The sequence below is a fragment of the Bradyrhizobium yuanmingense genome (genome assembly GCF_025200905.1).
Lineage (GTDB): Bacteria > Pseudomonadota > Alphaproteobacteria > Rhizobiales > Xanthobacteraceae > Bradyrhizobium > Bradyrhizobium yuanmingense.
In genome coordinates this window covers 2,959,495-2,981,580 of sequence record NZ_CP104173.1, presented here as the reverse complement: position 1 = coordinate 2,981,580, position 22,086 = coordinate 2,959,495, and the positions used below count along the sequence as shown (strand labels likewise).

18 protein-coding genes and 1 tRNA gene are annotated in these 22,086 nt (G+C 64.3%); 6 read left to right on the top strand and 13 right to left on the bottom strand.

Annotated features, from left to right (window positions below; genetic code table 11):
- The first annotated feature begins 43 nt into the window (after positions 1–43).
- The 3 genes from N2605_RS13775 to N2605_RS13765 are packed head-to-tail and all read left to right on the top strand — an operon-like array spanning position 44 to position 4,983.
- A complete protein-coding gene (locus N2605_RS13775; protein ID WP_225125804.1) occupies positions 44–1,216 on the top strand; it encodes an efflux RND transporter periplasmic adaptor subunit in 1,173 nt (390 codons plus the stop codon).
- Entirely contained in the window at positions 1,213–4,356 is a 3,144-nt protein-coding gene (locus tag N2605_RS13770) for a multidrug efflux RND transporter permease subunit (protein ID WP_036022406.1), read from the top strand. The genes N2605_RS13775 and N2605_RS13770 overlap by 4 nt, the downstream gene beginning before the upstream one ends.
- A gap of 60 nt (positions 4,357–4,416) precedes the next feature.
- Positions 4,417–4,983 (top strand): invasion associated locus B family protein, encoded by a 567-nt coding sequence (locus N2605_RS13765; protein WP_225146584.1) that lies wholly within the window; start codon positions 4,417–4,419, stop codon positions 4,981–4,983.
- Positions 4,984–4,993: 10 nt separating this feature from the next.
- On the opposite strand, the gene N2605_RS13760 is transcribed toward N2605_RS13765, so the two are convergent.
- From N2605_RS13760 to N2605_RS13735, 6 genes are all read right to left on the bottom strand, one after another.
- Complete coding sequence (locus N2605_RS13760) at positions 4,994–5,356, bottom strand: DUF1428 domain-containing protein (protein ID WP_225146583.1); 363 nt, start codon at positions 5,354–5,356, stop codon at positions 4,994–4,996.
- A 172-nt stretch (positions 5,357–5,528) separates the two neighbouring features.
- A tRNA-Gln gene (locus N2605_RS13755) sits at positions 5,529–5,602 on the bottom strand.
- A 158-nt stretch (positions 5,603–5,760) separates the two neighbouring features.
- A complete protein-coding gene (rnz, locus tag N2605_RS13750) occupies positions 5,761–6,663 on the bottom strand; it encodes a ribonuclease Z (protein WP_260347100.1) in 903 nt (300 codons plus the stop codon).
- A 52-nt stretch (positions 6,664–6,715) separates the two neighbouring features.
- The gene (locus tag N2605_RS13745; protein ID WP_260347099.1) at positions 6,716–7,699 is read right to left on the bottom strand and encodes an antibiotic biosynthesis monooxygenase; all 984 of its coding nucleotides are present in this window, start codon (positions 7,697–7,699) and stop codon (positions 6,716–6,718) included.
- Positions 7,700–7,714: 15 nt separating this feature from the next.
- The gene (guaD, locus tag N2605_RS13740; RefSeq protein WP_036001234.1) at positions 7,715–9,112 is read right to left on the bottom strand and encodes a guanine deaminase; all 1,398 of its coding nucleotides are present in this window, start codon (positions 9,110–9,112) and stop codon (positions 7,715–7,717) included.
- Positions 9,113–9,127: 15 nt separating this feature from the next.
- Positions 9,128–10,345, bottom strand: coding sequence for a multidrug effflux MFS transporter (locus N2605_RS13735; protein ID WP_036001237.1), 1,218 nt, complete (start codon positions 10,343–10,345; stop codon positions 9,128–9,130).
- Positions 10,346–10,854: 509 nt separating this feature from the next.
- On the opposite strand from N2605_RS13735, the gene N2605_RS13730 reads away from it, so the two are divergent.
- Positions 10,855–11,439 (top strand): DUF1349 domain-containing protein, encoded by a 585-nt coding sequence (locus tag N2605_RS13730; RefSeq protein WP_225112182.1) that lies wholly within the window; start codon positions 10,855–10,857, stop codon positions 11,437–11,439.
- Positions 11,440–11,483: 44 nt separating this feature from the next.
- Here N2605_RS13730 and N2605_RS13725 read toward each other — a convergent pair whose 3' ends face one another.
- A complete protein-coding gene (locus N2605_RS13725) occupies positions 11,484–12,113 on the bottom strand; it encodes a TetR/AcrR family transcriptional regulator (RefSeq protein ID WP_225149461.1) in 630 nt (209 codons plus the stop codon).
- 199 nt (positions 12,114–12,312) lie between these two features.
- On the opposite strand from N2605_RS13725, the gene N2605_RS13720 reads away from it, so the two are divergent.
- Entirely contained in the window at positions 12,313–13,557 is a 1,245-nt protein-coding gene (locus tag N2605_RS13720; protein WP_036001246.1) for an efflux RND transporter periplasmic adaptor subunit, read from the top strand.
- A 181-nt stretch (positions 13,558–13,738) separates the two neighbouring features.
- Positions 13,739–16,927 (top strand): efflux RND transporter permease subunit, encoded by a 3,189-nt coding sequence (locus N2605_RS13715; protein WP_036001401.1) that lies wholly within the window; start codon positions 13,739–13,741, stop codon positions 16,925–16,927.
- Positions 16,928–16,963: 36 nt separating this feature from the next.
- On the opposite strand, the gene N2605_RS13710 is transcribed toward N2605_RS13715, so the two are convergent.
- The 6 genes from N2605_RS13710 to N2605_RS13685 form a co-directional block, all read right to left on the bottom strand.
- Positions 16,964–17,476, bottom strand: coding sequence for a hypothetical protein (locus tag N2605_RS13710; RefSeq protein ID WP_036001249.1), 513 nt, complete (start codon positions 17,474–17,476; stop codon positions 16,964–16,966).
- Between the two features lie 86 nt (positions 17,477–17,562).
- Positions 17,563–18,009: a MaoC family dehydratase gene (locus N2605_RS13705; RefSeq protein ID WP_260347098.1), complete on the bottom strand. Its 447-nt coding sequence runs from the start codon at positions 18,007–18,009 to the stop codon at positions 17,563–17,565.
- Positions 18,010–18,493: 484 nt separating this feature from the next.
- Positions 18,494–18,916 (bottom strand): hypothetical protein, encoded by a 423-nt coding sequence (locus tag N2605_RS13700; RefSeq protein WP_036001255.1) that lies wholly within the window; start codon positions 18,914–18,916, stop codon positions 18,494–18,496.
- Between the two features lie 12 nt (positions 18,917–18,928).
- Positions 18,929–19,150: a hypothetical protein gene (locus N2605_RS13695; RefSeq protein ID WP_007592399.1), complete on the bottom strand. Its 222-nt coding sequence runs from the start codon at positions 19,148–19,150 to the stop codon at positions 18,929–18,931.
- A gap of 113 nt (positions 19,151–19,263) precedes the next feature.
- Positions 19,264–20,082 carry a lytic murein transglycosylase gene (locus N2605_RS13690; protein ID WP_036001257.1) on the bottom strand — a complete coding sequence of 273 codons (819 nt, stop codon included), beginning with the start codon at positions 20,080–20,082 and terminating at the stop codon, positions 19,264–19,266.
- 40 nt (positions 20,083–20,122) lie between these two features.
- The gene (locus N2605_RS13685; protein ID WP_260347093.1) at positions 20,123–21,976 is read right to left on the bottom strand and encodes a flavin-containing monooxygenase; all 1,854 of its coding nucleotides are present in this window, start codon (positions 21,974–21,976) and stop codon (positions 20,123–20,125) included.
- Positions 21,977–22,086: the final 110 nt, after the last annotated feature.

Here is a 22,086-nt window from a genome sequence, read left to right as displayed (position 1 = left end):
CCGATATTCGTAGCCGAGGGCATACGAGCCGACACGAGACGACATGAACAAGTCCCGGCCGATCCTTTGGCTTCTGATCATCGCGGCCGTGGCTTCTGCGGGCTATTATGGTTGGCAGAAATTCGGCACGTCCGAGGCTGGAAAAACCCAGACCGCACAAAAAGGCCCGCCTCGCCCCTCCGCCGTCCCGGTCAGCGTTGCGCCGGTTCAGAAGACCGACTTTCCGGTCTATCTCACTGGTCTCGGCACGGTTCAGGGCTTTAACACGGTCCAGGTCCGAAGCCGTGTGGATGGCCAGATCGACAGGCTCGAATTTAGGGAAGGCCAGATCGTCAAGCAGGGCGATCTCCTGGTTTCGATCGATCCCCGCCCCTATCAGGCCACGCTTGACCAGGCCAAGGCCAAGAAGGCGCAGGACGAGGCCAGTCTCGCCAACGCCAATCTCGAGCTCCAGCGCGCCACGAAGCTCGGCGAATTCGCCACCGCCCAGCGCGTCGACACACAGCGCTCCACCGTCGCTCAGCTCACCGCCCAGATCGCCGCCGACGATGCCGCGATCTCCAACGCCCAGACCCAGCTCGATTACACCCAAATCAAGGCGCCGATCACCGGCGTGGCAGGCCTGCGTCAGGTCGACGTCGGCAACATCGTCAACGCTTCGTCGCAGACTGCCATCGTCACGATCTCGCAGGTCGAGCCGATCGCCGTGATCTTCACCGCGCCGGAAGACCAGCTCCCCTATATCAGCGAGGGCCAGAAGGCCGGCGCGCTCAAGGTGATCGCCTTCACCACCGACGGCAAGAGAACGCTGGCCGAGGGCAAGCTCGCGGTGATCAACAACCAGGTCGACGCGACCAGCGGCACGATCCGGCTCAAGGCGGTGTTCGACAACAAGGAAAGAACGCTGTGGCCGGGGCAATCGGTCTCGACGCGGCTCCTGGTGCGAACGCTGAAGGATGCGACGGTCGTTCCGGATGACGCGGTCCAGCGCTCCACCAACGGACTCTATGCCTATACGGTCAACCAGGACAACAAGGCCGAACTGCACAAGATCAAGGTCAGCTATGGCATCGACGGTCATTCGGTCATCGAGGAAGGATTGAGCCCCGGTCAGCAGGTGATCGTCGGCGGACAGTTCAAGGTGCAGCCCGGAAGCCTGGTGTCGACGGCGGTAGCAAGCTCGGATCCGACCCAGAACAAGGTTCGACAGCAATGATCGGGGGCGGGATTTCGGCGCCTTTCATCCGATATCCCATCGGCACCTCGCTGCTGATGGCCGGCATTCTCTTCGTCGGACTGGTCGCCTATCCCCTGCTCCCGGTCGCGCCCCTGCCGCAGGTGGACTTTCCGACCATTCAGGTCACCGCCAATTTGCCCGGCGGCAGCCCCGAGACCATGGCTTCGTCGGTGGCGCAGCCGCTCGAGCGGCAATTCGCCCAGATTCCTGGCATCGCGCAGATGACCTCGACGAGCTATCTGGGCACGGCGTCGATCACCATCCAATTCGACCTCAACCGCAACATCGACGGCGCCGCCAACGACGTACAGGGTGCCATCAACGCGGCCAGCGGCCAGTTGCCGAGGAACCTGCCGTCGCCCCCGACCTACCGCAAGGTCAACCCCGCCGACGCGCCGATCCTGCTACTGTCCGCGACATCGGAGACGCTGCCGCTGACCAGCGTCAGCGATGCCGTCGACACCCAGCTCGCCCAGCAGATCAGCCAGCTCTCGGGCGTCGCCCAGGTCTTCATCGGCGGCCAGCAGAAACCCTCGATCCGCATTCAGGTCGATCCCGCAAAGCTGGTCGCCAAGGGCTTGTCGATGGAGGATATCCGCAGCCAGATCGCGATCACCACGGTCGACAGCCCCAAGGGCAATATCGACGGCGAGAAGCGGGCCTATACGATCTACGCCAACGACCAGCTCACCCACGCGAAGGACTGGAACGACGTCATCATCGCCTATCGCAACGGCGCTCCGTTGCGAATCCGCGATATCGGCCAAGCGGTCACCGCTGCCGAAGACGCCAAGCAGGCGGCGTGGGCCAACGGCAAGCGCGGCGTGTTCCTGGTAATCTTCAAGCAGCCCGGCGCCAACGTCATCGAAACCGTCGACAGGATCAAGGCGACCCTCCCTCGTCTCGTGGCGGCGATCCCGCCCGCGATCAAGATCGAGCTCATCAGCGACCGCACCGCGACCATCCGTGCCGCGGTCGAGGACGTCCAGTTCACGCTGCTCTTGACCATTGTGCTCGTGGTCATGGTCATCTTCATCTTCCTGCGCAGCTTCTGGGCGACGGTCATTCCCACCGTCACGGTTCCGCTGGCGTTGCTGGGCGCGTGCGCCCTGATGTGGCCGGTCGGCTATTCGCTCGACAATCTGTCGCTGATGGCACTCACCATCGCGGTCGGTTTCGTGGTCGACGACGCCATCGTGATGCTCGAGAACATCACGCGCTACATCGAGGAAGGCGACTCGCCGATGGAGGCCGCCTTCAAGGGTTCCAAGGAAATCGGCTTCACGATCGTCTCCATCAGCATCTCGCTGGTCGCGGTGCTGATCCCGCTGCTCCTGATGGGCGGCATTATCGGGCGCCTGTTCCGCGAATTCGCCGTGGTGCTGGCGATGACGATCTTCGTTTCGATGTTCGTATCGCTGACGCTGACGCCGATGATGGCCTCACGCTTCCTGCGCGCCCATGGTGAGGTGCAGCACGGCCGCTTCTATCAATGGAGCGAGCGCGCCTTCGACGCGATGCTGCGCGGCTACGAATATGTGCTCGATCACGCCCTCGCCTGGCGGCGCACCACGCTCGCGATCTTCTTCGTCACGCTCGGCCTGTCGATCTACCTGTTCGTGCTGATCCCCAAGGGCTTCTTCCCGCAGCAGGACGTCGGCCTGATCACGGCCACGTCCGAAGCCTCGCAGGACATCTCGTTCAAGGAGATGGTGAGACGCCAGGAGCAACTCGGCAAGATCATCCTGGCCGATCCCGACGTTGCCAGCGTTGCCATGTCGATCGGCGGCAGCGGCCGTGCCGGCAACAACGGCAACCTGTTCATCACGCTGAAGCCGCGCAATGAGCGTGACGCTTCGGCCCAGCAGATCATCGCGCGTCTGCGTCCGCAGTTCGACAAGGTCCAGGGCGCCCGCCTCTACATGCAGGCGGCTCAGGACGTGCGGCTCGGCGGTCGACCCACGCGCACTCAGTTCGAATTCACGCTGCAAGACGCCAATCTGGACGAGCTGAACGAATGGGCGCCGAAGATCCTTGGCAAGATGCAGACACTGCCGGAGCTGCGCGACGTCGCGACCGACCAGCAGACGCAGGGCACAACGGTCCAGCTCAAGATCAACCGCGACACCGCCGCCCGCTACGGCATCCAGCCCCAGCTGATCGACGATACGCTGTATGATTCCTTCGGACAGCGGCAGGTCACGCAATATTTCACGCAGCTCAACACCTACAAGGTGATCCTGGAAGTCCTGCCGGAGATGCAGGGCGATCTCGAGACGCTAAACAAGCTCTACGTGAAATCGCCGCTGACCGGCGACCAGGTGCCGCTGTCGACCTTCGCGAGCTGGACCACCGATCCGGTCCGCCCGCTCTCGATCAGCCATCAAGGCCAGTTCCCGTCGATCACGATCAGCTTCAATCTCGCGCAAGGCGTCGCGCTCGGCCAGGCCACCGAGGCCGTGCAGAAGGCGATGGCGGAGCTCGGGACGCCGCCCACGCTGAATTCGAGCTTCCAGGGCACCGCGCAGGCGTTCCAGCAATCGCTCGGCACCGTGCCGCTCCTGATCCTCGCCGCGCTGGTCGTGGTCTATCTGATCCTCGGCATTCTCTACGAGAGCTACATCCATCCGATCACGATTCTGTCGACGCTACCCTCGGCCGGCGTCGGCGCGCTCGCGATCCTGATGGCGGCCGGATTCGACTTCAGCCTGATCGCGCTGATCGGCATCATCCTCCTGATCGGCATCGTGAAGAAGAACGGCATCATGATGGTGGACTTCGCGATTGCCGCCGAGCGCGACGAGCACAAGACGCCGGAGGAATCGATCCGCCAGGCCGCACTGCTGCGCTTCCGCCCGATCATGATGACGACGATGGCGGCCCTGCTCGGCGGCGTGCCCCTCATGCTCGGCCACGGCACCGGCGCCGAAATCCGCCAGCCGCTCGGCTACGCCATGGTCGGCGGCCTGATCGTCAGTCAGGCGCTGACGCTGTTCACCACGCCGGTCGTCTATCTCTACCTCGACAAGCTCAACAACTGGTTCTCGACCTGGGGCCGTTCGGACGACGAAGGCGAGGAGACGCCCGAGCACGGCAGCGTCAAGGAAGCCGCCGAGTAAGCTTGCGCCGCGCCTGCCGCGACGCTACAGCGAGACCCCGGTCCGCAAATGCGGTTTCCCATGCCTGTGCAATCCAGACTTGTCGCCCTTGTCGCTGCTGTCCTGTTGTCAGCGGGCGCAGCACACGCCCAGCAGGGCGCCAAGAAGAACGCCGCGCCCGCCCCGGCCGCGCAGCCCGCGCCTGCCCCGACACAGGCGCAGGCTGACGGTGCTTCCGGACAGCCCGGCTGGATCGTCCGCTGCACCAGCGCAAACCGCGACGCGCCGCTCGAATGCGCGATGGAGCAGAACGCGGTGCTGACCAAGACGGGCCAGACCGTCGTCCTGATCAACATCCGCATCGCGCCCGACACCCGCACGCCGATCGCGCTTCTGCAATTGCCGCTCGGCCTCAACCTTCCGGTCGGGGCCAAGCTCCAGGTCGACGAAGGCAAGACGTTCGATCTCCAGATCCAGACCTGCGAGAATCGCGGCTGCTACGCCTCGACCCCGGTTGCGCCGGACCTGCTCGCCGCCTTGCGGTCGGGCAAGCAGCTGAAGGTCTCTTTTCAGAACATGGCCAAGGAGACCATCGCGATCCCGATGCCGCTCGGCGATTTCGCGGCGGCCTACGACAAGATCAAGTAGCGGGCACGCCTCACGTCACGATGTCACTCGCCCGAAGCAGCGTTGTGAAGCCGCCATAGATCATGCGCTTGCCGTCGAACGGCATGCCCTCGAACTTGATGCGCGGGTCCGCCATCACCTTCTTGTTGATGGCATCGCGGCTCTCGCGGTCCCGATAGACGATCCAGGCGAACACTACGACCTCGTCCTCCTTCGCGATCACAGCGCGCGGAAACGAGGTGAGCTCGCCATAGGGAACGTCGTCGCCGATGCATTCGACGTAGTCGAGCGCGCCGTGCTCCATCCAGATGGCGCAGGCTTGCGTCGCCAGCGCCTTGTAAGCCTCGATGTTGGCCTTCGGCACGGCGAGAACGAAACCATCGACATAGGGCATTTGCGGATCTCCTTGGGTTGTCCAGCCCAAGGACGATACAGCGCGCGGCGATCCGACTTGGAAACGCAAATACTAGGTGAGGCAAACCGTCGCGAGCAGCGAGGCAGCCCATCAACCTGCCTGCCATCCTGCCCAGGGACCGGAACCATACCTTTGCGAAAGCGTCCGGAACTGGCTGGGGAACCTGGATTCGAACCAAGACAAACAGAGTCAGAGTCTGTTGTGCTACCGTTACACCATTCCCCAACGGAATAGTCGAACAAATTCAAAGGCCTGCTTGATTTGTTCGACTGTGGCCGGGAAGCGCATCGCGCTAATCGCGGCTCAGGCGTGGCAGCCTTCTACCCGCTCGCATCTGGGCTGGCAAGCGCTGCGGTGGACGGATCGGGTCAGGGCGCGTTTGATCAGACGACGATGTGGTCGAAGTCTGCGGCGATCCGGGTGTTCGGGAAGATTTTTGCCGCCTCGGCGAGAATCTCTGCGTCTTCGTAGCGTCCCGACATATGCGTCAGCACGAGCTGTCCGACCTCGTTCGCGGCGGCAAAGGAGGCCGCTTCTGCCGCGGTGAGATGGCCGTAATTCCGCGCGGTCGGCGCGTCGCGATCGAGGAACGTCGCCTCGATCACCAGCATGTCGGCGCCGGCGACGTATTGCGACAACCCCTCGGTGGTCTCGGTGTCGCCGATCACGACGAGCTTGCTGCCGCCGCTCGGCGGACCGAGGACGTCTTCCGGATCGATAGTTCGGTCGGCAACCACGATCGGTCGGCCGGCGGCCAACTCGCCGCGCAACGGACCATCGGGGACACCGAGCGCGATGAGGCGATCAGGCCGCAGATGACGGCGCGCGGGGCTTTGGAAGATGAAGCCGAAGCTGTCGGTGTCGCGGTGGCGGACCGGAAAACAGTCAACGGCGAATTCACCGGTATCGATAGCTCGTCCCTCGGTCAGCGCTTCGAACTGGACGGCGATCGGCGCCCTGCCCGCGCCCCACAGGCCGGCGAGCATGCGGGTGACGAGGTCGAGCGTGCCCGCGCCGCCGTGAACGGTCATCGTCTCGGACGTCTGCCGCAAGCCGAGCGTCGAAAACAGTCCGGGGATGCCGAGCACGTGGTCGAGATGGGCGTGGGTGAGCAGGATGCGGTCGAGCCGCCGGAAGCCGGCGCCGCTGCGCAGCAGCTGGCGCTGCGTGCCCTCGCCGCAATCGACCAGGACGCGCTTGCCTGCGGCTTCCACGAGGAGTGCCGGATGGTTGCGCTCCGCCGAGGGAACGCTCGCCGATGTCCCGAGAAACGTCAGGGCGAACATGGTCGTCGATGTCCAGCGACCGTCCTTCTCCGCGTCGATACGGTTGACGGTCTCACCGTCCCCAATGCCACGCGAGCAGCAGCGCGTACAGGCCCATCGACGCGGCATAGAGCACGGCGAGCAGCACGTACCCCGCGATCTGGCGACTGATCGTCGCCTTCGGCGTCACCCACCAGTCGAGCGCCTTGAAGGCGGCGGGCACTAGCCACCAGCCGAGCAGCTGGGTGCTGACGAGATTGCCGAGGAACAGCGACAGCCAGACCGGCACGCCGTTTCTGTCGATCAGGGGCGCGCTGATGAAATAGCCCCAGAGGTAGACCACGGGATAAAGCACCAGGAGAACGATCAGGTTGCTCTTCCAGATGAAACCGGGCCCTTGCTCCGGGGCCGACGTCTTGCCGGCCGGGAACCAGAAATTGAAGCCGTAGCTCGCCCGTTTCACGTTCATGCCGGCGTTGAAGCGCGCGCCCTCCTTCAGCAGCGTCTGCCGCAACGGCGAGTCGAGCCAGGCATTGAGATTGGCATCGCTGTCGAAAGACAGGATGATGATCCATTCGTCATGCAGGCCCGGAATCGGCCGCTCGACCTTGTGCCGCAGAAATCCCTTGAACTCGGCCTCCGCTGCCTGGATGCGCTGCTGCCATTTCAGGAAGGCGTCCTCGAGTCCATCAGGGACTTTGAATGAGATGACGGCCGAGACCGCGCTGTCGCGCGGGACGCCGGTGTCGGGCAGGATATGGACGTCCTCCGAACCGACGAAGAAGCGCTGCACCTCCGCGATCAACTTCGCCCGCACCTCGCTCTGCAGCCAGGCACGTGCCGCAGCCGGGCTCGCGAAACGCAGGATCGTCACCCAGTCCACATGCGCCGGCGGTTGCGGCGGCACCACTTCAAGGCTGAGGAAGCCTGGCCAGGCCTTGAGCACCTCGCCGACCTCACCGTTCCACCGGGCGAACGCAGCAAAGCCGTCGTCGGCGATGCGGCGCTGAATGACAAGAGCGACCGGCTGGCCGGTTGTTTCAGGAGATGCGCTCATTGGCAGCGGTCCGCCTCAGCCTTTCTTGTAGAGCCGCTTGCCCATCACCCAGGTCTCGTCGACGCAGCGATCGTCGCCGACCATCATGATGGCGAACAGCATGCTCGCGGCCTCGTCCATCGTGCGCGGGCCGGCGCCGTCGGCGATCAGCGATTGATGCCACGCTTGCGCGACCTGCCCGCCGTTCGGATCGAGCGCGACGAAATCGGCCTCCTTGCCCGGCTCGAAGTTGCCGAGCTTGTCGTCGATGTAGAGGCCTTCGGCGCCGCCGAGCGTGATCGACCAGAAACCGCGATAGGGCGAGAGCTTGTTGCGCTCGGCTTCCGCGAGGTCCTTGCGCGCGGGATCGATGCTGCCGTCGAGCAGCGTGTTGTTGCACATGCCGACCTTGTAGGCGTCGTCGAGCACGGAGATCATCGAGAAGCGGTTGCCGCCGCCGACATCGGTGCCGAACGACATCTTGACGCGATGCTCGGGATCGGTGGCGCGGCCGAGGCGGAACAGGCCACTGCCGAGGAACAGATTCGAGCACGGGCAGAACACCACCGCCGCGCCCTTCTTCGACATGCGGCGGAACTCGTTGTTGGAGAGATAGACGCCGTGGCCGCCGGAGAATTTCGGACCGACCAGGTCGAACTTCTCGTAGACACCGAGATAATCCTGGCAGTCCGGATGCTCGACCAGCACGCCGCTGCATTCGGCCGGATTCTCGGAGATATGGGTGTTGACCCAGCAGTCCGGATGCTCGTGCTTGAGACGCTGACACGCTCTCAGCAATTCCGGCGAGGCACCAAAGGCGAAGCGCGGCGTGATGGCGTAGAGATTGCGGCCCTTGTTGTGGTACTGCGCGATCAGCCGCTTGCTGTCGCGATAGAAATTTTCCGGCGTATCGATGAAATCGGCCGGCGCGTTGCGATCGATCCCGGTGAGGCCCGCGATGACGCGCATTTTGCGCCTGCTCGCTTCCTCGAACAACTCCTCGGTCGAAACAGGCGAGGAGCTCGTGAAGGCTTGGCAGGTGGTGGTGCCTGAGGCGAGCAGCGCATCGAGGAAACGCTTCACGCCCTCGCGCGCGTAGTCGCGATCCCGGTATTTGAGCTCTTCCGGGTAGACCCATTTCTGCAGCCACGGCAGGAGCTGCTCACCATAGGCCCCTAACACGCGCGTCTGCGGCAGATGGATGTGGCCGTCGATGAAGCCGGGAACGATGATGCGGTCCTTGATGTGGGTGACCTCGACGCCCGGATGGGCGGCGGCAATCTTGTCATAAGGACCGAACGCCTTGATCACGCCGTCAGTGACGACCATGAGACCATCCTGGTGAAAGCGCGCGGCGGCCGGCTCGTTGCCGACGTGCTTCCAGGGATCGTCGACGAAATCGAAGAACGTGCCGCGAATTCCGACCGTGGTCATGATTTGGTTCCTTATTTAACTGTGTGTCGCTTGGCGCGCCGACGGCAGCGAGATCGCGAGCAGCGTCCCCGCAATGGCGCAGAGCCCGAGATAAAGCCATCCGATCGGCGCCTGTGTCGCTTCGGGCAACACCGCCGTGATCGCCATGGCACCGCTCACGGCGAGATAGCAGAGCGCGCTGATGAGGCCGCCAACCAGGCCATGGTCGCGTTCGAACAGGCCAAGCGCCATGCCGTACATCATCGGGCACAGCACGCCGCAGCCGCCGAGCACCAGCGCGCCGCCGATCGTGATCGACGTAAAATCCAGACCTAGGGTCATGCCCGTTACGCTCAGGACCGCAGAGCCGGCGAGGAACAGCGCGAAGGCGCCGAAGCCCAGCAAGCGCGCCGGCATGACGCGCGCGAAATGCGCGCAGCCGAGCTCGCCGGCGAGATTGACCCCGCCAAGCCCGAGTGCGACGAGGCCGTAGATGGCCGCCGAATAGCCGAGACCGGTCTGGTAGAAGAACGGCGCGACGACGCCGAACGCCAGCTGCGCGCTGGCCGCCGCGGCAAACACCAGCACGAAGGCGAGGAAGCCCGGGCGGACCAGCGCATCGCGCAAAATACCGGCAGTGCGGCGCGGATCGAACGGCGCGCGCCGCTCTGCCGGCAATGTTTCGGGCAGAAGAAATGCGACGATCGCGGCGACGATCGCCGCGGCGACGGCAATGACGACGAAGACGCCGCGCCACGAGGTCAGCTCGACGATGAAGCCACCGGCTGCCGGCGCCAGCACCGGCGCAAGGCCCCAGGCGGCACCCAACAAGCCGGAGATCGCGGTGAGCTCGCGGCCGCGGAAACAATCGGCTGCGACCGCATAGGCGACGACGAGACAAGTGCAGCCGCCGATGCCTTGCAGGAAGCGCAAGCCGAGCAGCAGCGAGGCGCTGGTGGCCATCGCACAGGCGATGCTCATCGCGATCAGGACCGACAGGCCTGCGAGCAGCACGTTGCGGCGGCCGAGAGTGTCCGAGGCGATACCGACCGGCACCAGCGCCAGAGACATGCCGAGCATGTAAGCGGTGACGGTGTTCTGCATCGACGCCGCGTCAGCTGCGAGATCCACCACCATCTGCGGCAGGCCGGGCGTGTAGGCATCGAGCGGAATCTGGCTGAACGGCACGACGCACAACAGGATCGGCACGATCCCACTCCTGGCGCGACCGGCGTCCGAAGCAAGTGCAGTCATGGCTTACGGCCCCTCGACTCCCGCCGGCTCCGTCTTTTCGTGCGCGCAATGAGACACGATGCAGGCTGCGGATATTGACGCGCGGAACGTGCCAGAACTGTATGTAAAAACTCTTAGGGGTTCCCGTATCGATACGGTTTGCGGCGCTGGATGATCAGGCTCCGGGCACGCTCAAACAAAAATGCGAAAACAACCCCATGCACAGTACGAATCATTGAAGAATTTCGCGCCGCATGGTGCGGGTCCTGCCGGCGAAGGCCGTTTGACACGTCGGGCAGAACAGGCGCAAAGTTGCATGATCGCCGATCGTGAATCCGCAACTCGCGCCGACGCCGTTAACCGGTCGGAAGCCATGGCTGCTATGAAACGTGAGCCGGCCTCGACATCGGCACCACTGTCGATGGCGCGAGGCTGAACTCTATGCACGCGCCCGATCGCAGTTTGCACGAGGCCATGCTTGTCCGGCAGATGGATCGAGCCACGGCAGGCATCGGCAATCGAGGTTGGAAATGACTCTCCTCAGAAGTGACGGCGTGTGGTTGAACGAACCGAAACGATGGACGGCAGAGGACGATCGCCTCCAGGTCGTGACGGACAAAGGCACCGATTTCTGGCGCGAAACCTACTACGGCTTTAATCGTGACAGCGGGCATTTCCTGGGCTTTCCAACCCGCGAGGCATTCACCGCCAGCTTACGTGTACAGGGCGACTTCCAGACGCTCTACGATCAGGCGGGCATCATGGTGCGCATCGACGCGCGACATTGGGTCAAGGCCGGCATCGAACTGTCGGACGGCCGCGCCATGCTTGCAAGCGTGCTAACCGACGGGCGATCGGACTGGGCAACGGCACCCTATGAGCATGATGCCGGAGACTTCTGGGTCCGCGCAACCGTCGCCGACGGCGTCCTTCGTCTACAAGTCTCGGCCGATGGCAAGACCTGGCCTCTCATGCGGCTAGCGCCGTTTCCGGCAGCAAGCTCCTATCTTGTGGGCCCGATGGCCTGCACGCCCGAGCGGGCGGGACTGGAAGTCGTGTTCTCGAACTTTCGTCTGACACCGCCGCTTGGAAAGGACCTTCACGACCTGAGCTAAGCGGCCTTGCGATCTATCGCGCTCCCGAGCGGGCAGATCGTCGTTCAGCGCAGCGCCCTGCCACTCGTCTCTATCGCCTCCGCCGACTGCGCCTCGACCGCCTGCACGGCGACATCAGCGACCTGCCGCAGCGCTTCACGATCCGCGCCCGAAGATGCCATCACGCCCATGCCGACCGACACCGCCGAGATATAGCGCGCGAGCGCGGCCGGATCGGCGGTCTCCTTGAGATCGCCCTCCGCCTTGGCCCGGACGAAACGGTCGCGGAGCTGGTCCTCGTTCTGGGCACGGCGCGCGGCGAGCTCGAAAGGGACGTTCTCGGAGCCGGTGCCGCAGGCGATGCCGCCCTGCACGAGCAGGCAGCCGGGCGGATTGGCGGGATCGGTCTGCTTGTCGGCGATGCCCATCAGCATTCGCTCGGCGACGGCTCGGGCGGTGGGCGCTGCGACCACCTCGTCCATCCAGATGTTGCGCAGCGTGGTGTAGCGGTCGAGCGCAGCCTTCAGCAGGCCTTCCTTGTTGCCGAAGCAGGCGTAGAGACTGGGCGGATTGATGCCCATGGCCTCCGTGAGCTGGGCAATGGTCGCGCCCTCATAGCCATGGCGCCAAAACACTTCCATCGCCTGGTCCAACGCCGTTTCGGCGTCGAATTCGCGGGGGCGTCCCATGCCCATGTGCCTGTCTCCTCGGATTCGGCGTGCTGTCTCAGCCTAACGCCGGATCCTATCTATTTGTTCTAGCTTTCTTTTTCTTGTGTCTTCCAATCGTCGCGGTATCGGCGTACAATTTTCTTAGTGATTGGTACATAAGTATCTTGCACTGCGGTATCCAGCTCCACATCTGTAGTGAACACTACATATCTGGAGCGCGCAAATGCATCCCTCCCAAAATACCTCCCGCACCGGCCATTTCCGCCGCCTTCTGGGCGGCGTCGCCATCGTGGGCGCCCTCGCCGCGGCCGGCTCGATCGTGACCGGCCGCTATTTTCATGCGGCGCAAGCGACCGCACCGGCGGCCGCAGCTGAACAAGCCGTTTCCGTCACCGTCGCGATGATCGAGCCGCGGCAGACCGTGCTGTGGGACGATTTCTCCGGCCGGCTCGAGGCGATCAACCGTGTCGAGCTCCGCCCCCGCGTTGCGGGTGCGATCATGTCGGCGAACTTCACCGAGGGCGCGCTGGTGAAGGCCGGCGACGTGCTGTTCAAGATTGATCCCGCCCCCTATGCGGCCGAGGTCGACAAGGCTGCCGCCCAGCTCGAGGCCGCCAAAGCGCGCGTCGTCTTCACCCAAAGCGAGCTCGAGCGTGGCGCACAGCTCGTCGGCAACGCCGTGGTCACCCGGCGGGACTACGACCAGCGCGACAACGCCAATCGCGAAGCAATCGCCAACGTCAAGGCGGCCGAGGCGACGCTGCAGACCGCAAAGCTCAATCTCGACTACACCGAAGTGCGCGCCCCCGTGGATGGCCGCGTCGGCAAGATCGAGGTCACCGTCGGCAATCTCGTCGCCGCCGGCACCGCCTCGCCGGTGTTGACCTCGCTGGTCTCGGTCAATCCGATCTACGCCTCGTTCGATGCGGACGAAGAGGTGGTGCTGCGCGCGCTGAACTCGATCGCCGATGCTTCCGGCCAACGCGGCAAGCTCGACCAGATCCCGGTCGAGATGACGACCTCGGGCGGCTTGTCCGCGAAGGGCAACATCCAGCTTATCGACAACCAGGTCAACGGCCAGAGCGGCACCATCCGTGTCCGCGCGGTGTTCCGCAACGACGATGGGCGTCTCATCCCCGGCCAGTTCGCGCGCGTGCGCATGGGCCAGCCGAAGCAACAGGCTCTGGTGATGATCGACGAGCGCGCGATCGGCACCGACCAGGACAAGAAGTTCGTGATGGCAGTCGGCGACGACAGCCGCGCCGTCTACCGGCCGGTCACGCTCGGCGGCGCGGTCGATGGGCTTCGCATCGTCACCTCGGGCCTGAAGTCCGGCGACCGCATCGTCGTCAATGGTCTGCAACGCGTGCGTCCGGGAGCCCTCCTCAAGACGGAGGTGGCGGCGATGGGTGCACGGGGGCCGCAGCAGGCGTCGAACCACAGCAACCAGGACGTGGTGCAGCGGTAATGCACCCCGTCATCCCGGGGCGCGCATCGCGCGAACTACGGTGCGCAATTGCGCACCTGAGATCTCGAGCGTACGAAACTCCGAACACATCACCTCTGGATTCCGGGTTCGCGCTTCGCGCGCCCCGGAATGACGAGTGGAGGTCTCGGAGAACATCAGGATATTGCCCAGGGGCAAGGCCATGAATCTGTCAAAGTTCTTCATCGATCGTCCGATTTTCGCCGGCGTGCTGTCGGTCCTGATCTTCCTTGCCGGCCTGATCTCGCTGTTCGCGATGCCGATCTCGGAATATCCGGACGTCGTGCCGCCCTCCGTCGTGGTGCGCGCGACCTATCCCGGCGCCAACCCCAAGGTTATCGCGGAGACAGTGGCGACCCCGATCGAGGAGCAGATCAACGGCGTCGAGAACATGCTCTACATGTCGAGCCAGGCGACCACCGACGGCGCGATGACGCTGACGGTGACGTTCCGGCTCGGCACCGATCCCGACAAGGCGACGCAGCTGGTGCAGAACCGCGTGCAGCAGGCCGAGCCGCGCCTGCCGGCCGTGGTGCGCCAGCTCGGCATCATCACCAAGAAGTCCTCGCCCGACCTCACCATGGTGGTGCATCTGTTGTCGCCGAACGGCCGCTACGACATGACGTATTTGCGCAACTATGCCGTGCTCAACGTCAAGGACCGACTGGCGCGGATCGACGGCGTCGGCGACGTCCAGCTCTATGGCGCCGGCGACTATTCGATGCGGGTCTGGGTCGATCCGCAGAAGGCGGCCGAGCACGGCCTGACCGCAAGCGACATCGTGCGCGCCATCCAGGCGCAGAACGTCGAGGCTGCCGCTGGCGTGGTCGGCTCCTCTCCGAACGTCAAAGGCATCGATCTCCAGCTCTCGGTCAATGCCGAAGGCCGGCTCGCCAACGAGGAGCAGTTCGGCGACATCGTGGTCAAGACCGGCACGCGCGGCGAGGTCGTTCGTCTGCGCGATGTCGCGCGCATCGAGCTCGGCGCGTCCGAATACGGCCTGCGCTCGCTGCTCGACAACAAGCATGCGGTGGCAATCCCGATCTCCCAGGCGCCCGGCTCCAACGCGCTGCAGATCTCCGACAACGTCCGCGCCACCATGGCGGAGATCAAGAAGAACATGCCGGAGGGCGTGTCCTACCAGATCGTCTACGACCCGACTCAGTTCGTTCGCTCCTCGATCGAAGCCGTCATCCACACGCTGTTGGAAGCCATCGCTCTCGTGGTGCTGGTGGTGATCCTGTTCCTCCAGACCTGGCGGGCTTCGATCATCCCCCTGCTGGCCGTGCCGGTGTCGATCGTCGGCACCTTCGCCGTGATGCACGTGTTCGGCTTCTCGATCAACGCGCTCACCCTGTTCGGCCTGGTGCTCGCCATCGGCATCGTCGTCGACGACGCCATCGTCGTGGTCGAGAACGTGGAGCGCAACATCGAGTCCGGGCTGTCGCCGCGCGATGCCACCTATCAGGCCATGCGCGAGGTCTCGGGCCCGATCATCGCGATCGCGCTGGTGCTGATCGCGGTGTTCGTGCCGCTCGCCTTCATCTCCGGCCTCACGGGACAGTTCTACAAGCAGTTCGCGCTAACGATCGCGATCTCGACGGTGATCTCGGCCATCAATTCCCTGACGCTGTCTCCGGCGTTGTCGGCGCTGCTGCTCAAGGGCCACAACGAGCCGAAGGACTGGCTGACGCTGATCATGGAGAAGAGCCTCGGCTGGTTCTTCCGCGGGTTCAACAAGGCGTTCACGCGGTCCTCGGAGAACTACAGCGGCAGCGTCGGCAAGGTGATCTCGCGTAAGTCCGCGATGATGGGCCTTTATGTGGTCCTCGTCGGACTCACCGCATTTCTGTTCCAGCAGGTGCCGAGCGGCTTCGTGCCGGGCCAGGACAAGCAATATCTGGTCGGCTTCGCCCGCCTGCCCGACGGCGCCACGCTCGACCGCAGCGAAGAGGTGATCCGCAGGATGAGCGACATCGCGCTGACCCAGCCCGGTGTCGAGAGCTCGGTGGCCTTCCCGGGCCTGTCGATCTCCGGCTTCACCAACTCATCCAATGCCGGCATCGTGTTCTCGACGCTGAAGCCGTTCGACGAGCGCAAGGATCCCTCGCTCAGCGGCCCTGCGATCGCGGCCGAGCTGAACAAGAAATATGCCGGCATCCAGGAAGCCTTCATCGCCATGTTCCCGCCGCCGCCGGTCAACGGCCTCGGCACCATCGGCGGCTTCAAGCTGCAGATCGAGGACCGCGCCGGTCTCGGCTATGACGCCCTGAACGAGGCAACCACCGCCTTCATGGCGGCGATGCAGAAGGCGCCGGAGATCGCCGGCGTGTTCTCCAGCTTCCAGGTCAACGTGCCGCAGCTGTTCGCCGACATCGACCGCACCAAAGCGCTGCAGCTGGGCGTGCCCGTCACCGAGGTGTTCAACACGCTGCAGATCTACCTCGGCTCCTACTACGTCAACGACTTCAACAAGTTCGGCCGCACCTATTCGGTCCGCGTCCAGGCCGATGCGCCGTTCCGCGCCCGCGCCGACGACATCAGGCAGTTGAAGGTGCGCTCGTCGTCCGGCGACATGGTGCCATTGTCGGCGCTGCTCAATATCCGCCAGAGCGCGGGGCCGGAGCGCGCGATCCGCTACAACGGCTTCCTCTCGTCCGATATCAACGCGGCGGCTGCGCCGGGCTTTTCATCGGGCCAGGCGCAGGAAGCGGCGACGCGGATCGCGGCGGAGGTGCTGCCGCCGGGCTTTGCCTTCGAATGGACCGACCTGACCTATCAGGAGTTCATCGCCGGCAATTCCGGCATCTGGGTGTTTCCGCTGGCGATCCTGCTGGTGTTCCTGGTGCTGGCCGCGCTCTATGAGAGCCTGACCCTGCCGCTGTCGATCATCATGATCGTGCCGATGGGCTTGCTCGCCGCGATGTTCGGCGTCTGGATCTCCAAGGGCGACAACAACGTCTTCACCCAGATCGGCCTCATCGTGCTGGTCGGCCTCTCCGCCAAGAACGCGATCCTGATCGTCGAATTCGCGCGCGAGCTCGAATTCGCTGGGCGCACGCCGATCCGGGCTGCGATCGAAGCTAGCCGCTTGCGGCTACGCCCGATCCTGATGACGTCGATGGCGTTCATCATGGGCGTGCTGCCGCTGGTGCTCTCGACCGGCGCCGGCTCGGAGATGCGGCGCGCCATGGGCGTTGCCGTGTTCTCGGGCATGATCGGCGTCACCGTGTTCGGCCTGTTCCTGACGCCGGTGTTCTATGTGCTGCTCAGAACCGTCACGGGCATGAAGCCGCTGGTTCATCACGGCAGTGACATCAGCGCAGCGCCGGTCCAGGGGCCTGCCGAGTGAACAGCGTCCCGCCGCGGCACGCCCCCGGCGGGACCATCATTTCCGGTTCTCCTCGCAGAATTTCAGCGCCGCCAGCGCCTCGCCGGCCCGCGGGATCTGCATCTCGATGCTGTCATCGTCGTCGTCCTCGAAGTCCAGCGTGAGGCGCTTGGCCTTCGCGAGGCGGTCCATGATCGACTGGTCGTATGCGAAGATGCCGCGCACCGTGGTCTTGTCCATGACCTCCCACTTGGCCTTCTTCATGATGTCGGCATCGTCGGTGCCGACATCGGCCCGGAGGATCTCACCGGCCTTGTCCCATTCCCAACCGTCGTAGATCATCACGATCACGATCGCCTGCTCGGAATAGGTGATCACGATGACGTAGTCGCGGTTCTCGTCATCCTTGTCCTTGTAGCCGCGGCTGGCATTGCAATGGGTGTCCTGCGCCCGCTTCTCGATGGTCCAGTCCCCGACTTTGGATTGTTGCGCAAGCGCGGGCCTCGAGCTCGAGGCGGTTGCGCTCAAGACGCAAGCGAGAATTCCGGCGGCAAGAAGAGATCGTTTCATGTCGGCCTCCAGCGCGTTCCCCGCGCCGAGATGACCACCTCTCCCGGCGGCTCGCAAGAGGGCGAGGCGAACGGCCGGCGGCCGTCCTATCCCCGCCGCGGCACGATCGCGATCGGAGTGAAGGTGTAAACCTCCTCGCTGTTCTGGTTGAACATGGTCCATTTCACCAGCGCGATGCCTTGCGGCTTCGATTTCGACGGCGTCAGGCTCATGACCTCGCCGACCAGATGCAGGCGGTCGTTGGGCCGCACCGGCATGGTCCAGCGCAGGCCGTCCACACCGGCGCCGATCAGCGGATGCGGGCCGAACGGACGGGTCTGGATCGCAAGGTTCATCGCGATCGCGGCGGTGTGCCATCCCGAGGCGGCAAGCCCCTTGAACAGGGTCTGCTTCGCCGCCTCGTGGTCGAGATGCATCGGCTGCGGATCGAACTCGGCGGCAAAGCGCTTGATGTCGGCCTCGGTGACCACGACTTCGGGGGATTTGAACTGCATTCCGGTGGTGAGATCGTCGAACCACTCGACCTGCGCCATGATTTTGCCTCGCAAACTGACGTGCCGCTCCCGAAGAGACGGCTCAAAATCGACTGAGCCATGAGGGATATAGCGGGCCCGCAGTGCACAAACCAGCGCAAGGTTCCTGACGAAACCCCTTTCCCGATGCGACGAAACACGCCTGAAACAGATGGCCGCTTAAGTAGTTGTCAAAATAAATACAGGGACGGCCACCATGCAGTTCATCCTCGACCTGATCTACGAATATTCGTGCTGCCAGAATCTCGTTGCCCAGCCGCTGCGGGAGGACGAGCTATGATCGAGCTGATCTCAGCTCTGCTCGCGCTGTGCAGCATCGGCGTCTTCGCGGCGCATGCGTTCGACGCTTACCGCACTACGCATTCCTGACCGTTCTGACGCTAAAGCGCGATGCGATTAGGATGAATCGTCATCGCGCTTTAGGTTGTTGTTTGAGCATGATCTTTTTGGAAAACCGCTCCGCACTTTTCCTCCGGATCATGCTCTAGAAAGGTCGCCGGTAGAAGTGCTCGGAATGCGTCGCCGGCGGAAACCGGTTGGCGAGCGCAAGCGCCCCCCTCTCGTCCGTCTCGAGCGCGATCTTCTGCGCCAACATCACATCGCCCGGTACCAGGAAGCCTGACGGGACGAAGCACCACCCCATCGTCGCGCGCCCCTCACTATCGACCTCGTGGACGTTGGCGGCTGTGCCGTAGTGGATGCGATAGGTCCGGCCGGTGTCGCAACCGACGACGTCGAAATACCGAAACTGCTCGAATTGAGCGCGCTGCGCCGGTGACAGCCATTCGGCCAGAAGCCGGCGGCCGCGCGCATCCGGCGTGTTCTCGCCGAAGAAGCGGCGATAGAGTTCACGCAGCGCATGCAAGCGCGCACGCGCCGGCGCGCGGAGCCAAACTGCCGCGATCATGAGCAGCTCAGATCAACCGCCGACCAGGCGGGGATAGAACAGCGTTTCCTGCGCGGTCGGATCGAACGATCGGATCCGGGTCACTTCGCCGGGTCCGGTTCGAAGCGCGGCGGTGAAGCCCGCTCCGGTCAGCTCACGAAAGCGCCGTTCGGCTCGCGCCAGCGCCTCGGCGTTGCCAGGATCAAACTCGTGGCGCGTATCGCCAGTTTGGTCCATCACGATCTGGGTAGCCATGTTGAGTCTCCTCATGCCCAGCCCTGAACTTGATCAAAGCAAACCTCGTGCCGTCGGTTCCAGAAGGCAACAACTTTCTCTCGCCGTCGCATCACACGTCGCTGAGCAAGAGCTCAGCGTGAGGCCGCAGCACTCCCGCCCTCGTCGATCTGCCGGCCCATCAGCGCGATCGCCTTCTGATAGACACCAGCGGCATTCCAAGCCTCGATGGCAGCGAAATTGGGCTCGCCCGGCTGGTATCCGGCTCCCGCACGCCAACCATGGGCTTTGAGGAAATTCGCGGTCGAGTTCAGCGCATTGGCCGCAACTTCGAGATTGCCGGTGCCGTAGGCCAGAATGCTCTTGGGCATGAACTGGGTCTGGCCGACCTCGCCATGCATGGAGCCGCGGGTCGATCCCGACAGCGTACCGCGGTCGATCAGCTTCAGGGCGGCATAGAGCTGGTCGGTGAAGAATTCGGGACGGCGGCAGTCATAGGCGAGGGTCGCAATCGACGACAGCATGTTCTGGTTGCCGCGCTGGCTGCCGAAGCCGGTCTCCATGCCCCAGATCGCGATCAGCGGCCCGGGCGGGACGCCATAGCGCTGCTCGATCGAGGCGAACAAGGCGGCCTGCGACTGCTTGAGCTGCCGGCCCTTGGCGACGATGGTGGTGGCGCCGCGCTTGGCCAGGAACTGGTCCAGCGTCAGCGAGAAGCTGCGCTGGCCGCGGTCGGCCGCGATCGTGGCGCTGGCATAGTTCGTTTGCATCAGCGCCGACAGTGCGGTGGGGCCGATGCCCTTGCCCTGAGCCTCCGCGCTGAACTCGCGCTTCCAGGCCTCGAAGCCGGCCGGCGAGCTGCCGCATTGCGCGGCCTCGGCGGAGGATGCCAGGCAACCGAGCAGCGTCATTGCGCCAAGAACCGCTCCCGCAACAGCCCTGCCCCTGATCATGCCCGACCTCTCCTGTCCTGTACCGCTCGGCGGCGCAATCTTACCCGCTGGAATGCGCCGACTCCATGGCCCGATCATAGGACAATTCGAGGCCTTCCAGGTTGCCCTCTTTGCGCCATTTGTCGAGCAGCCGCAGGAATGCCACCGGCCCGCGCCAATATTGGCTGTTTCTTGCCGCGATCGGATCGAACACGCCTTCGTTATTGTAGTAGCCCGGCGTGCATTCGGCGAGATAGGTCTGCCGACCGAGCGCGGCCTTGACGACCTCCTCGACCCAGGCGTTCTCGGCCGCAAGCGTCGGCTCCAGGGTGCGTGCGTTGCGCTCGCGCGCCTGCTTGATGACATAGGCGATGTGCTGCGACTGCTCGTCGATGATGTGCGGAAAATTGGCGCTCTGGCCGGCCTGCACGGTGACGATCAGGAAGCAGTTCGGAAAGCCGCGGCTGTAGAAGCCGTGCAGCGTCTTGACGCCGTCCTGCCAGCGCTCGGACAGGCTCATGCCGTCGCGGCCATAGACCTCGAAGCCCATTCGGCGCGCGTAATCGGTGCCGACCTCGAAGCCGCTGGCATAGATCAGGCAGTCGAGCTCGTAGGCCTTGCCGCCGGCGACGACGGCATTCTCGGTGATGCGTTCGACGCCCTTCCCCCCGGTATCGACGAGATGCACGTTGGGACGGTTGAAGGTGTCCAGATATTCGTCGTGGAAGCAGGGCCGCTTGCAGAACGCCTTGTACCAGGGCTTGAGCGCAGTCGCGGTCGCCTCGTCCTTGACCACGGTGTCGACGCGCGCGCGGATCTCCTCCATCTTGCGGTAGTCGGCCTGCTCGATGACCTTCAGCGCTTCCTCAATCGAGGTCACCGGCTGCTTTTGCCGGCGCGGTGCCAGCAGGATTTCGCCGAGCAGGCCGGTCCAGCCGTCCTGCACCAGGTCCTGCTCGAACGGCTCGCCTGAAATCACGGCGGTAAAATTGTCCATGCGCTCGCGCTGCCAGCCTGGCTTGAGGCTCTGCGCCCAGGCCGGGTCCGTCGGACGATCGTCGCGAACGCCGATTGCGGACGGCGTGCGCTGGAACACATAGAGCTCCTTGGCGGAGCGGCCGAGATGCGGCACGCATTGCACGGCGGTGGCGCCGGTGCCGATGATGCCGACGCGCTTGCCGGCAAGACCGGTAAGGCCACCATCCGCGTTGCCGCCGGTGTAGCCGTAATCCCAGCGGCTGGTATGAAAGCTGTGACCTCTGAACGTCTCGATGCCGGCAATCCCCGGCAGCTTCGGACGGCTCAGCGGACCGCCGGCGAGGATGACGAAGCGCGCGCGGATCTGGTCGCCCCTGTTGGTCTCGACCAGCCACCGCGCCTCATGCTCCTGCCAGGTCATCCGCGAGATGACGGTCTGAAACAGCGCGCGCTCGTACAGGCCGAAATGACGGCCGATGCGGCGCGAGTGCTCGTAGATCTCCGGCGCCCGGGCATATTTGCGCACCGGCATGTAACCGGTCTCTTCCAGCAGCGGCAGGTAGATATAGCTCTCGGTATCGCAGGCGGCGCCGGGATAACGATTCCAGTACCAGGTGCCGCCGAAGTCGGCGGCCTTTTCCACGATACGAAAATCCGCGATGCCGGCCTCGCGCAATCGCGCGCCACACAGCAGGCCGCCGAAGCCACCGCCGACGATGAGCACTTCGGTCGCTTCGCTGATGGCCGCGCGCGCAAATCCGGGATCGGCCCAGGGGTCGTCGAGATAACGGCCGAACTCGCCCGCAACCTCGACATACTGGGCCTTGCCCTCGGCGCGCAGACGGCGGTCGCGCTCGTCGCGATAACGGGCACGGAGGGCGGAAATATCGACCGTAGAAGCGCCGCTTGCATCGGTCTTGTGTCTTTCCGCTGACATTCGATTCCTCCCGCGCATGCTGCTTCGCCGGCAGCTCACCGCACGTTAGCGCCGAAAAAGCGCGGCATGCAATCACGCTGATTGTTTTTTGCGTGAACGCTGCGTGACGT

Coding starts and splice junctions, on each gene's coding strand:
- N2605_RS13715 (WP_036001401.1), top strand. CDS start 13,739: ATGAATCTGTCAAAGTTCTTCATCGATCGTCCGATTTTCGCCGGCGTG.
- rnz (WP_260347100.1), bottom strand. CDS start 6,663: ATGTTCGCCCTGACGTTTCTCGGGACATCGGCGAGCGTTCCCTCGGCG.
- N2605_RS13695 (WP_007592399.1), bottom strand. CDS start 19,150: ATGGCTACCCAGATCGTGATGGACCAAACTGGCGATACGCGCCACGAG.
- guaD (WP_036001234.1), bottom strand. CDS start 9,112: ATGACCACGGTCGGAATTCGCGGCACGTTCTTCGATTTCGTCGACGAT.
- N2605_RS13725 (WP_225149461.1), bottom strand. CDS start 12,113: ATGGGCATGGGACGCCCCCGCGAATTCGACGCCGAAACGGCGTTGGAC.
- N2605_RS13770 (WP_036022406.1), top strand. CDS start 1,213: ATGATCGGGGGCGGGATTTCGGCGCCTTTCATCCGATATCCCATCGGC.
- N2605_RS13705 (WP_260347098.1), bottom strand. CDS start 18,009: ATGGCGCAGGTCGAGTGGTTCGACGATCTCACCACCGGAATGCAGTTC.
- N2605_RS13760 (WP_225146583.1), bottom strand. CDS start 5,356: ATGCCCTATGTCGATGGTTTCGTTCTCGCCGTGCCGAAGGCCAACATC.
- N2605_RS13710 (WP_036001249.1), bottom strand. CDS start 17,476: ATGAAACGATCTCTTCTTGCCGCCGGAATTCTCGCTTGCGTCTTGAGC.
- N2605_RS13730 (WP_225112182.1), top strand. CDS start 10,855: ATGACTCTCCTCAGAAGTGACGGCGTGTGGTTGAACGAACCGAAACGA.
- N2605_RS13765 (WP_225146584.1), top strand. CDS start 4,417: ATGCCTGTGCAATCCAGACTTGTCGCCCTTGTCGCTGCTGTCCTGTTG.
- N2605_RS13690 (WP_036001257.1), bottom strand. CDS start 20,082: ATGATCAGGGGCAGGGCTGTTGCGGGAGCGGTTCTTGGCGCAATGACG.
- N2605_RS13720 (WP_036001246.1), top strand. CDS start 12,313: ATGCATCCCTCCCAAAATACCTCCCGCACCGGCCATTTCCGCCGCCTT.
- N2605_RS13745 (WP_260347099.1), bottom strand. CDS start 7,699: ATGAGCGCATCTCCTGAAACAACCGGCCAGCCGGTCGCTCTTGTCATT.
- N2605_RS13700 (WP_036001255.1), bottom strand. CDS start 18,916: ATGATCGCGGCAGTTTGGCTCCGCGCGCCGGCGCGTGCGCGCTTGCAT.
- N2605_RS13685 (WP_260347093.1), bottom strand. CDS start 21,976: ATGTCAGCGGAAAGACACAAGACCGATGCAAGCGGCGCTTCTACGGTC.
- N2605_RS13775 (WP_225125804.1), top strand. CDS start 44: ATGAACAAGTCCCGGCCGATCCTTTGGCTTCTGATCATCGCGGCCGTG.
- N2605_RS13735 (WP_036001237.1), bottom strand. CDS start 10,345: ATGACTGCACTTGCTTCGGACGCCGGTCGCGCCAGGAGTGGGATCGTG.